An 11,276-nucleotide genomic window follows, 5' to 3' on the forward strand; every position below is an offset into this window, starting at 1 on the left:
TTGTTTGTTTCAGCACTTTTTGGGTTGCCGTAAAGCCGAGGGCAGTCTAGTGTCTAGCTACTCTTTATCTGAAATTTAAGGATTCACACCACTACTTAGTTGCTACTGGCGCTTAGCCAAGGGCTGGGGTAGGGTAGGCGCATTTTTTCATCCGTATCTTTTTAATGGCCTGTTTCCCGGCGATACGGCACCGAATTCAGAGCACGCGCTAGAGTCAGCCCGTGCATTAGGAAAGTGGAGCACTATGGGCAAGTCACTGGTCATCGTCGAGTCGCCAGCTAAAGCGAAGACGATTAACAAATATCTCGGCAACGATTTCATCGTGAAGTCGAGCGTGGGTCACATCCGTGACCTGCCGACCAGCGGCTCAGGTAAGGCAGCCTCCGACCCTAAGGAGCGCGCTCGCCAGGCCGCAGCGACACGCAAAATGTCGGCGGAAGAGAAAGTTGAGCATAAAAAGCGCAAAAGCCAAGATCAGCTAATTCGGCGTATGGGCATCGATCCTAATAACGGTTGGGAAGCTCACTACGAAGTGCTGCCCGGAAAAGAAAAAGTCGTTGCCGAGCTGAAAAAGCTGGCTGAGAAAGCTGATGCTGTCTATCTCGCAACGGATTTGGATCGCGAGGGGGAAGCCATTGCATGGCACCTGCGCGAGACCATCGGAGGCGATAACGACCGCTACAAGCGCGTGGTGTTTAACGAGATCACCAAAAACGCGATCCAGGACGCGTTCAAGGCGCCTGGCGTGCTTAACATACCCCGTGTAGAGGCACAGCAAGCACGACGCTTCCTCGACCGAGTGGTGGGCTTTATGCTCTCGCCGCTGCTATGGGCGAAAGTGGCACGGGGGCTGTCAGCGGGTCGAGTGCAGTCGGTAGCCGTGCGCTTAATTGTTGAGCGTGAGCGCGAAATCCGTGCGTTTATTCCTGAAGAATTTTGGGATGTTCACGCTGACTTAGCCTCACCAGAGGGCGAGCTAGTGCGCTTCGCATTGGTGCGCCAAGACGGCAAAGCGTTTAGGCCTACCTCTGAAAAAGATACGCTGGCGCGTATTGAGCAGCTCAGGAAAGCCAAACTAGCGATTACCTCGCGTGAAGATAAGCCTACCAGTTCAAAGCCCACGGCTCCCTTTATTACCTCTACGCTGCAGCAAGCGGCGAGTGGGCGGTTAGGCTTTTCGGTTAAGAAAACCATGACCATGGCTCAGCGTCTCTACGAAGCTGGCTACATTACCTACATGCGTACTGATTCCACCAATTTGTCGAAAGACGCCGTGGAAAGCGTGCGTGAGTACATTAGTGAAGAGTTTGGTGAGCGCTACCTGCCGGAAGCGCCTAATCGCTATAGCAGTAAAGAAAGCGCCCAAGAAGCTCACGAAGCTATTCGCCCTTCAAGCGTTGAGCGCAAAGCAACCGATTTAGCGGGCATGGAGCGTGACGCAGAGCGTCTTTATGAATTGATTTGGCGCCAGTTTGTGGCTTGTCAAATGACCCCCGCGCAGTATCTTTCAAGCACGCTGAGCGTTGAGGTCGATGGCTATGAGCTGCGTGCCAAAGGCCGCGTGCTCAAATTTGATGGCTATACGCGGGTAATGAAGCCCGGCGGTAAAAATGAGGACCAGACCCTGCCTGACTTGCCGCAGGGGACGCCCATGGCGCTGGAAGCGCTTGATCCGCTGCAGCACTTTACTAAGCCTGCACCACGCTATACCGAAGCAAGCCTGGTTAAAGAGCTTGAAAAACAGGGCATTGGTCGACCTTCAACCTACGCCTCTATTATTTCGACGATTCAAGATCGCGGCTATGTGAAATTAGAAAACCGGCGTTTTTATGCTGAAAAACTTGGTGATATTGTCACCGAACGGCTAAAAGAATCGTTCCCGGATTTGATGGATTTCTCGTTCACCGCTCGTATGGAAGATAGCTTGGATGAAGTTGCCGAAGGTGAGCGCAACTGGCAGGGTTTGCTAGACGACTTCTACGGTGAGTTCCGTGAAGAGCTTGCTAAAGCAGAGAGCGATGATGGTATGCGGCCCAATCAGCCGGTGCCGACAGACATAGATTGCCCTAGCTGCGGTCGTCATATGCAGATTCGAACGGCTTCTACGGGCGTTTTCTTGGGCTGTAGCGGCTATAACCTGCCGCCAAAAGAGCGCTGCAAAACGACTATCGACCTTATTCCGGGTGAGGAGGCCGTTGCCGAAGACGCGGGAGAAGACGCTGAAACCAACGCGCTGCGGGCGAAGAATCGCTGCCACAAGTGTGGCACGGCCATGGACAGCTATTTAATCGATGAGACGCGCAAGCTGCATATCTGTGGCAATAGCCCAGACTGCGATGGCTACGAAGTCGAGAGTGGTAAATTCAAGATTAAAGGCTACGATGGCCCGGTGATTGAGTGCGATAAATGCGGCTCTGAGATGCAGCTTAAATCAGGCCGGTTTGGTAAGTATTTTGGCTGTACCAATGGTGAGTGCAAAAATACGCGCAAGCTATTGAAAAGTGGCGAAGTGGCGCCGCCCAAAATGGATCCGATTCCGATGCCGGAGCTGGCCTGTCAGAAGGTTGACGACCATTACGTGCTGCGCGATGGGGCAAGCGGTCTATTTTTAGCAGCCAGCAAGTTTCCTAAAAATCGTGAAACGCGGCCGCCGTTAGTCAAAGAATTGAAAGCGCATGCTGATGAGCTGCCAGAGAAATATCACTTTATTCTCAAGGCGCCTAGTGAAGATCCTGATGGACGCCCGGCTCAGATTCGATACTCTCGCAAGAGTAAAGAGCAGTTTGTGATGACCGATGAGGAAGGTAAGGCCACTGGCTGGAAAGCCACGTTTGATGCCGGCAAATGGCACGTGGAGGATAAGCGTAAGTGAGTGCGCAGTCCCGAACCAATCAATTGCTCTATCAGGCTGAGCTGCTAGCCACGTTATCAGCCGGGGATGACGAACATGCCACGGCGAGACAGATGGCCCAGGAGGAGGGCGCGTTGGCGCTCTTTGAGCTGGCTTTAGAGTCGCTGTTGCGTGAAGTCACTGAGCATGCACGGTTGTTAGAACATGCTTGGCGTATTTTGCTAGCAGAAGATGGTGTGAATTTAGCAGAGCTGCAACGCCTGCGCGATTTAAGAGCCCATCCTGAGAGCTGGTTACACTGGCTCGTGGCCCAGCTTGAGCGCTTGCACAGTGACGATGGGGCCGCACGGCGTACGGCGCACAATCCCGCGATGATTGCAGTGGGTAGCCCAGTGAATTTACGCAAGCAGCTATTGGATAATCTCCAGGCAGCAAAGCGAGAAATAGGCGCTCTGCGGGAAACTAGCTTGGAATGGTAAGTCTACTAAAATAACGTAAAGCGCTCATTGGAGTAATGCCTTGGTGAGCGCGGTTATTCACTGCGCGTTAGCTGTATTGCGCGTATGACGAAAATACTAACGGCGAATGTGGGAATAATGTATAACAGCCACCAGATGAGCCTTGTGGGTCAACCACAGGCTAACGTGTTTCGAGAGCTACCATGATGCCTGTCAATCGCCGTCGTTTTCTCGCTATGGCGCTGAGCTTTCCCGCCGTTGCGAGCGCTGCTGTGAATTCGCCTAGTCCATCAGGCGTCCCGGATCTCGTTGAGGCGATGCTCACTCGTGCTCATGTACCTAGGCACAGCAACGAACTATGGGTGTTGATAGATGATCAAGAGTCTACGCTAAGCGTGTTTCGTGGCAATGCCTTACTAGAGCGCTTTGCGCCGATATCGCTAGGGCGGGCGGGGGCAAAAACGCAGCGCGTACGTGGCGATAGTGTGACCCCTTTGGGCGAGTTTCGTATCAATCGCTTTAATTACGAAAGCCAATGGCGCACTTTTATGGCCATTGACTATCCAACGCCGGCCCATGCACGCATGGCATTGGATAGTGGGGTTTACTCCCAAACGGATTATGAAGACTACTTCGAATACTACCGCCGTTACGGTCATCCATCCCAAAATACGGCGCTTGGCGGCGCTATTGGTATTCATGGGTTGGGTGGCGCGGATCCCGATATTCATGGGCGCTATAACTGGACTCAGGGGTGTGTTGCCGTTACCAACGAGCAAATTGATCGCCTCGCAGAGCTAGTGGGTGTTGGCACCCGTGTAGTGATCCGTTAAGCTAGCGCCGTTGTAAGGAAGTTCGAGGTTTTTAAATAAGTGGCTATAGACAAGCGCTGTGGACTATTATAAAACAGCGTTTGACTTGTGTGCTTGACAGCACAAGTCATTGAAAAGAACCTGCACCGCAGGTAGACAAATTTAAGCTAAGAGCTTAGCCTTACCTTTGTCATACCCTTAACGTAGTACCCAAGGACGACTCAAGGAGAACATTATGACTCTGAAAAATACTCTGAAAATGACTGCTGCTGCCGCTTCTCTGGCAATCCTAGCTGGTTGTGCTTCTACCAGCGCTCTGGAAGAAGTTCGCATGACTGCTGAGTCTGCACAAGCTGACGCTGCAGAAGCACGCAGCATGGCTTCACAGGCTATGAACACTGCAAACCAAGCCCAGCGCGATGCGCAGGCTGCTCTGCAGATGTCTGAGCAGAACCGTGAAGAAATGAACCGTATGTTCCAGCGTTCCATGCAGAAGTAATTCTGCCTGGACTGTTGGGGAGTCAATAGACTCTTTCAGCGGTTGCTGTATGTGTAGATTGTAATGCAAGAAGCTTTGCACACAGCTACACAAAAAAACCCCGCCTCGGCGGGGTTTTTTGTTGCTGCGCTATCAGCGCATCAAGCTTTTTCTTCGCTGCTAGGTGCTGCCGTGAGCTCAATTTCGTCGATAAGTTCGACAGGCTCGGGTTTTATTTCAGGTGCTCCGGGGCCAAAGAGGGCAATAAATTGGCCGTCTGGTGCGTCAACGGCACGCTCTATCTGCTCTGGGTCGATCTCTACTTGATCTTCAGTTAGCGCCGTAACGCGATCAATTGCGTTGCGTATCGGTTCGAAATCACCCACGTTTTCTTCAAGCTGAGGGAAGGACTGCACGAACAGTGTGCCGTCGGCTCCCCAGCCTGCTTTAAAGGGCGCATCCATCAGGTTGACCTGAGTGCCGCTAGGCAGGCGCTCATACAGCGAGGCGATATCTTCAGGGTACATGCGAATACAGCCACGGCTAGCACGCATGCCTACGCCGTCTGGCTTATTGGTGCCATGAATTAAGTAGCTAGGCATCGCCAGAAGGATGGCGTGCTCGCCAAGCGGGTTGTCAGGGCCTGAGGGCACAATTGAAGGCGCAGGATCGCCACGTTCAGCCGCTTCGCGGCGCATCGAAGCTGGCGGTGCCCATGCAGGGTCTTTTACCTTAACGGTTGTGCGAGTGATACCAACCGGGGTTGCAAACTCTTCCCGACCTACGCTAATCGGGTAGGTTTCAACGATGCCCGGATTGTTGGCCGGGTAATAGTAAAGACGCAACTCAGATAGGTTGACTACGACGCCTTCACGAGGTGCCGGGGGCAAAATATACTGAGCCGGAATAACGACCTCGGTACCTGCGCCAGGAACCCATAGGCTTACGCCAGGATTGGCCATACGAATTTCTTCATAGCCAATATTGTGACGTCGAGCAATATCAACGAGTGTCTGGCTAGAGTCTTCGACGACGACCGTATAGCGTTCCCCGACGATGTCGCCGGTTTCAGGTAGGCGGAAGTGGCCGCGGGGCAGCTCGTCTCGGCTAGCAACTTGTGATGCGCTGTCAACGGCATCGAGGTTGATTTCTTGCGCTTGTTGGCTGTTTACCTGCTCGTCAGCGGATTGCGCAAAAGCAGGGGTAGCCAGGCTAGCTGCAAACAGCACAGCCAAGCTGGTGGGGCCCCAGAGATTGAAAGTATGTCGAATGTTCATAGTCGTTCCTAATATGTTAATTTACTGCTGATGCGCGTTTTGGTGACCAGTAGGGCATAGCTACTGACAAGTTTGCCCCAAGGTTCACGCCGCCGCTACTTTTTGATTAAGCGTGCTGAGTAAGTTTTCTAGCTGCTGAAAACGCTTATCAACACTTTCCATAGGTAATTCAAATCTTAAGGTGTCTGCGCCATCCAGGCGGTAGTGTTTTGGTGAGCGTTGAATAAGTGTCACCAGCGTCATGGGGTCGACCTGAGTGCTGCTCTCAAATAGCACTCGACCACGGCTTTCGCCGGCTTCTATTCGGCTGATGCCTAGCTGCTCAGCGCGATGGCGCAGCTTGGTTTGCCGAATGAGGTTTTTCAATGGCGCTGGCAGCAAGCCAAAGCGGTCAATAAGCTCAACCTGCAGTTCTTTAAGCTCGCCATCGCTCTGCGTATTGGCAATCCGCTTATACATCACTAGCCGCTGCTGCACATCGTGAATGTAGTCGCTGGGAATGAGGGCAGGCAGATTAAGGCTAATTTCGACACCGGTATTGAAGGGAACATCGATATTGGGGGTTTTGCCGGCACGAATCGCCTTCACGGCTCGATCAAGCATTTCCATATAAAGCGTGTAGCCAATGGTTTCCATTTGGCCGCTCTGCTCATCGCCTAGCAGTTCACCTGCTCCGCGAATTTCCATGTCGTGGCTAGCCAGCGTAAAACCCGCCCCTAAATCATCCGAAGCGCTGATGGCCTCAAGACGTTTTATCGCATCGCGCGTCATGGCTTTTGGTGTAGGGGTCAAAAGATAGGCATAGGCTTGATGGTGGCTGCGGCCAACTCGTCCCCGTAGTTGGTGTAGTTGGGCCAGGCCAAATTTGTCAGCACGCTCAATGATGATGGTGTTTGCGCTAGGCACATCAATGCCTGTCTCAATAATGGTGGAGCAGACCAATACGTTAAATCGGCGATGGTAGAAGTCCGACATGATGCGTTCCAGGCTGCGCTCAGGTAGCTGGCCGTGGGCAACGCCAACGCGTGCTTCGGGTATCAGTTCGCGGATCTTTTCGGCGGTGTTTTCGATCGTTTTAACTTCGTTATGCAGCACATAGACCTGGCCTCCGCGCAATATTTCACGCAGCAGGGCTTCTTTTATCACGCTGTCGTCATGCTGCTGTACGAAGGTTTTGACCGAAAGGCGGCGGGCCGGCGGCGTGGCGATGATCGATAGGTCGCGGATGCCGCTCATGGCCATGTTCAGCGTACGCGGAATAGGCGTGGCGGTCAGGGTTAATATGTCGATCTCAGCGCGTAACGTTTTTAGCTTCTCTTTTTGGGCAACCCCAAAGCGATGCTCCTCGTCGATAATGAGCAGGCCCATTTTAGGTAGCTCAACACTTTTCGAGAGCAGCTTGTGAGTGCCGATCACAATATCGGTTTGACCGTTTTTAATGCTTTCCAGCGTCTGAGAGACTTCTTTGGCACTGGTGAAGCGAGAAATCAGGCCAATATTGACGGCAGTATCGGCAAAGCGATCGCGGAAGTTCTCAAAATGTTGGCGTGCGAGCAGAGTGGTCGGCACCAGGACGACCACTTGCCGGCCGGACTGCACGGCTAGAAACGCCGCGCGCATGGCGACTTCTGTTTTGCCGAAGCCTACGTCGCCGCACACCACGCGGTCCATCGGCTGTGGCGATGTCATGTCGCTGATCACCGCCTCAATGGCCGCATGCTGATCGGGCGTCTCCTCAAACGGGAAGTTGGCTGAGAAACGTAGGTAATCCTCCCCGGGGGCTTCGTAGACCACGCCCTGCTGAGCTTCCCTGCGTGCGTAAACGTCCAGCAGTTCGGCTGCGGTATCACGAATTTTCTCGGCGGCTTTGCGACGCGCTTTTTCCCATTGATCTGAGCCCAACTTATGCAGAGGCGCTAGTTCGTCGTCGGCGCCGCTATAGCGGGAGATCATATGTAGGCTATCGACGGGCACATACAGCTTGGCGCCATCTGCATAGGAGAGCGCAAGAAACTCATTTGCCTGCCCGCCTGCCTCTAATGTCTCAAGGCCTAAGTAGCGGCCCACGCCATGGGCTTGGTGAACAACCGGCGCGCCCTCACGCAGCTCTGATAGATGACGTACCGCTAGCTCATTGTCATCGGTGGCTTTTTCACGACGGCGACTTTGACGTACGACTTCGCCAAATAACTCGGTTTCGCTGATCACCGCCAAACTGGGATTGTTAAGCCACAGGCCACTGTCGACTAGCCCTTCGGTAATCGCATACTGTTGGCTGCCAGCCAGAAACGCATGGAAACTCTCAGTGTGGGGCAGCGATAGCTTCAGCGGTGCCAGTATCTCTTCTAATGCCTCGCGCCGGCCGCGGGATTCCGCCACAAAAAGCGTGCGTGTTTTAGAGTGTGAGGTTAAAAACGTGGACAGATCGCTTAACGGCTTTTTCGCTCGCGAGTTGATCGACAGCGTAGGAAGCGATGTGGCGTCAGGCAGCTGCGCATGGCGTTGCTGGCTGTCTTCGGTCAGCTCAATGCGCGGATACGATTTGATGGCCGAAAATACGTCACTGACGGGAAAAAATGCCCGGTGCGGAGGCAGAAGCGGGCGCGTATTGTCCACGCCTAAGTTGACAAAGCGGGCATCTATTGCCTGCCAATGCTGCTCGGCTGCTTGGAAAACGCCGGGCAGTAAAGCTACTCGCGTGTCATTCGTCAGGTGATCGAATAAAGAGGCGGTATGCTCAAAAAATAGCGGTAGGTAGTGCTCAAGGCCCGGTGATGGAATGCCTTTTAATGCATCGTTATACAGCGGGCACTGGCGCGGGTCGACGTCAAACAGTGTTTCAAATTTTTCGCGGAAACAGGCAATGGCACTACGGCTGAGTGAATACTCATGAGCGGGTAATAGCTCGAGTGACTCAAGTTTATCCGTAGAGCGCTGGCTGCCTGGGTCAAAGTGGCGCAGCGTATCGATTTCATCATCAAACAAGTCGATACGGATTGGTTCATCCATACCCATGGCAAACAGATCAATCAGCGCGCCGCGCATGGCATATTCGCCGGGTTCGTAAACCGTTTCTACGGCACGGTAGCCCGCTCGCGATAATGATTCGCGAAAGGTCTCACGATCCAGCCGCTCGCCGGTTTTTAAGGTCATCACTCGCCCGGCAATATATTCAACCGGGGGCAGACGCTGCATCAGCGTATTGATTGGCACCAGCACAATGCCGCGCACGCCATCTTGCAGCTGACGAAGCGTGCGTAGTCGTGCCGAGACAATGTCTTGATGGGGTGAAAAGCTGTCGTAGGGCAGCGTTTCCCAGTCGGGGAAGGGCAGCACCGGTACGTCGCTGTAGAAATACAGGTCTTGCTCAAGGCGCTGCGCGCTGGCCGTATTGGGCGTGATGACCAATAGAGGTGCGTGGGTTGCAACGCGGGAGAGTGCCAGTGCAGTCGCACTGCCCGGCGGCGATGTCCAGTAGAGCGTATCGCGAGTCCCTTCGGGCTGGGGCGGTTCGAGCAGAGAAAAAGTCGGCATAATCAAGATATCGTTTTGCGCTGAAACGGAAAGCAGATCATACACGATCGCCCGTTTCAGTTAGAGCGCTGTCGCTTATCGATAGTTACTAATCATTGGCCAAGCTTGTAGTCAAATCGACGATTCTGTAATACGCCTACACGCTGTGCGACCATCCTTTGATTGCGACGGCGGCGCTTGGCTAGGATAATGCAGCACGGAAATTGTTTTTTACTTATTGTTTTTACACTTTTTCACTACATTAATGAGGCCGCACGTGAGTCAGCAAGCTCTCGAAAACGTTTTTCAAGAATGGCAGGGTAACGAGGCTTTGGCGGAACAGATGATCCCTATGGTGGGTCAGCTCTATCGTCAAAATAACGTTGTTGCCACCATGTTCGGACGTTCGTTGATTAAGCGGTCGGTCATTCGCATTCTTAAAGACCACCGCTTCGTGCGCAAGCTGGAAGGGACAGAGCTGTTTGTCGACGATACGTACCCAATCCTAAAAGGCATGATTGCGCTTAACCTTGGGCCTGCGCATGTAGATGTCGGTAAGCTGGCGGTGATGTTTAAGCGCCAAGGTGGCGGTGACGTTGAGGCTTTCCTACGTAAAGAGCTTTACGAAATAATTGATGGTTATCAGTCGGGGGCAAGCACGGGCGAGCCTCAAGATGTAGTGCTTTACGGGTTTGGTCGTATTGGCCGCTTGCTAGCGCGAGTGATGGTTGAGAAAGCCGGAGGCGGTAACCTTCTGCGCCTACGTGCCATCGTGGTGCGCGGCCGTGGCGACGTGGCGAAAGATCTTGAAAAACGCGCCAGCCTGCTGCGCCGTGATTCTGTTCATGGCCCTTTCGATGGTACGATTATCGTCGATGCGCAGGCGCGCACGTTGACGGTTAATGGCAATGTTATCCAGGTTATTTACGCCGATTCTCCTAGTGAGATTGATTACACCGAGTACGACATCGACAACGCTGTGATTGTTGATAATACCGGTATCTGGCGCGATGAAGACGGCCTGGGTCAGCATTTGAAATGTAAAGGTGCCGCTAAAGCTCTGCTAACCGCACCGGGCAAAGGCGACATTAAGAATATTGTTTATGGTATTAACCATGCGTCGATTGGCGATAGCGATCTTATTGTCTCTGCTGCGTCATGCACGACCAATGCGATTGTGCCGGTATTGAAGGTGCTCAACGACGAATACGGCGTTGTGAATGGCCATGTTGAAACCGTCCATGCCTACACTAACGATCAGAACCTGATCGATAACTACCATAAAGGCGATCGTCGTGGCCGTAGCGCGGCGCTCAACATGGTATTGACTGAAACGGGAGCCGCTAAAGCTGCTGCGAAGGCATTGCCTGAGTTAGAAGGCCGGCTGACAGGCAACGCCATTCGCGTGCCCATCCCCAATGTTTCCATGGCTATTCTAAACCTGACGCTGGATAAAGAAGTCAATGCCGTTGAGCTAAATGATTACTTGCGTCGGATGTCAATTGAGTCCGCTTATCAGAAGCAGATTGACTTCGTTGATTCCGCCGAAGTGGTGTCATCTGATTTCGTTGGCAACCGCCATGCGGGCATTGTTGATGCTAAGGCGACGATTGCTAGCGGTCATCATGCTGTCGTTTATGTGTGGTACGACAATGAGTTTGGCTACAGCTGTCAGGTAGTGCGTATTTTGCAGCAGATGTCTAATGTGCAGTTCTTAAAGTTACCACGCTAAGTAATTAGTCGTAGGAAAGTCCGTGCGTTGGACGTTCATGCGAGCAGGACTAGCGGGCGCTACCTTCGGGTGGCGCCTTTTTTTGGTCCCAATTCACCTTCTTGTGTATGTATATAGCACTTTTGAAGGTCATAAGGGATGTGGTCATTGGACGC

7 protein-coding genes are annotated in these 11,276 nt (G+C 53.0%); 5 read left to right on the forward strand and 2 right to left on the reverse strand.

Going from position 1 to position 11,276, the window contains the following annotated elements; genetic code table 11:
* Positions 1-244: 244 nt before the first annotated feature.
* The 4 genes from topA to ACT3TR_RS15230 all read left to right on the forward strand — a co-directional run bounded on the left by topA (position 245) and on the right by ACT3TR_RS15230 (position 4,620).
* Positions 245-2,872 carry a type I DNA topoisomerase gene (gene topA / locus ACT3TR_RS15215; RefSeq protein ID WP_444625619.1) on the forward strand — a complete coding sequence of 876 codons (2,628 nt, stop codon included), beginning with the start codon at positions 245-247 and terminating at the stop codon, positions 2,870-2,872.
* Complete coding sequence (locus tag ACT3TR_RS15220; RefSeq protein WP_444625618.1) at positions 2,869-3,330, forward strand: DUF6586 family protein; 462 nt, start codon at positions 2,869-2,871, stop codon at positions 3,328-3,330. Before topA ends, ACT3TR_RS15220 begins: the two co-directional genes overlap by 4 nt.
* 182 nt (positions 3,331-3,512) lie before the next feature.
* Positions 3,513-4,142 carry a L,D-transpeptidase family protein gene (locus ACT3TR_RS15225; RefSeq protein WP_444625617.1) on the forward strand — a complete coding sequence of 210 codons (630 nt, stop codon included), beginning with the start codon at positions 3,513-3,515 and terminating at the stop codon, positions 4,140-4,142.
* A gap of 214 nt (positions 4,143-4,356) precedes the next feature.
* Complete coding sequence (locus ACT3TR_RS15230; protein ID WP_096279604.1) at positions 4,357-4,620, forward strand: Lpp/OprI family alanine-zipper lipoprotein; 264 nt, start codon at positions 4,357-4,359, stop codon at positions 4,618-4,620.
* Positions 4,621-4,760: 140 nt separating this feature from the next.
* Here ACT3TR_RS15230 and ACT3TR_RS15235 read toward each other — a convergent pair whose 3' ends face one another.
* Both ACT3TR_RS15235 and mfd read right to left on the reverse strand, forming a co-directional pair.
* Complete coding sequence (locus ACT3TR_RS15235) at positions 4,761-5,876, reverse strand: L,D-transpeptidase family protein (protein ID WP_444625616.1); 1,116 nt, start codon at positions 5,874-5,876, stop codon at positions 4,761-4,763.
* An 84-nt stretch (positions 5,877-5,960) separates the two neighbouring features.
* Entirely contained in the window at positions 5,961-9,410 is a 3,450-nt protein-coding gene (mfd, locus tag ACT3TR_RS15240; protein ID WP_444625615.1) for a transcription-repair coupling factor, read from the reverse strand.
* 256 nt (positions 9,411-9,666) lie between these two features.
* On the opposite strand from mfd, the gene ACT3TR_RS15245 reads away from it, so the two are divergent.
* Entirely contained in the window at positions 9,667-11,121 is a 1,455-nt protein-coding gene (locus ACT3TR_RS15245; protein WP_444625614.1) for a glyceraldehyde-3-phosphate dehydrogenase, read from the forward strand.
* The last annotated feature ends 155 nt before the right edge of the window (positions 11,122-11,276 follow it).

It is taken from the genome of Halomonas sp. AOP12-B1-6 (genome assembly GCF_052379225.1).
Lineage (GTDB): Bacteria > Pseudomonadota > Gammaproteobacteria > Pseudomonadales > Halomonadaceae > Vreelandella > Vreelandella casei.

Coding starts and splice junctions, on each gene's coding strand:
- topA (WP_444625619.1), top strand. CDS start 245: ATGGGCAAGTCACTGGTCATCGTCGAGTCGCCAGCTAAAGCGAAGACG.
- ACT3TR_RS15225 (WP_444625617.1), top strand. CDS start 3,513: ATGATGCCTGTCAATCGCCGTCGTTTTCTCGCTATGGCGCTGAGCTTT.
- ACT3TR_RS15230 (WP_096279604.1), top strand. CDS start 4,357: ATGACTCTGAAAAATACTCTGAAAATGACTGCTGCTGCCGCTTCTCTG.
- ACT3TR_RS15235 (WP_444625616.1), bottom strand. CDS start 5,876: ATGAACATTCGACATACTTTCAATCTCTGGGGCCCCACCAGCTTGGCT.
- mfd (WP_444625615.1), bottom strand. CDS start 9,410: ATGCCGACTTTTTCTCTGCTCGAACCGCCCCAGCCCGAAGGGACTCGC.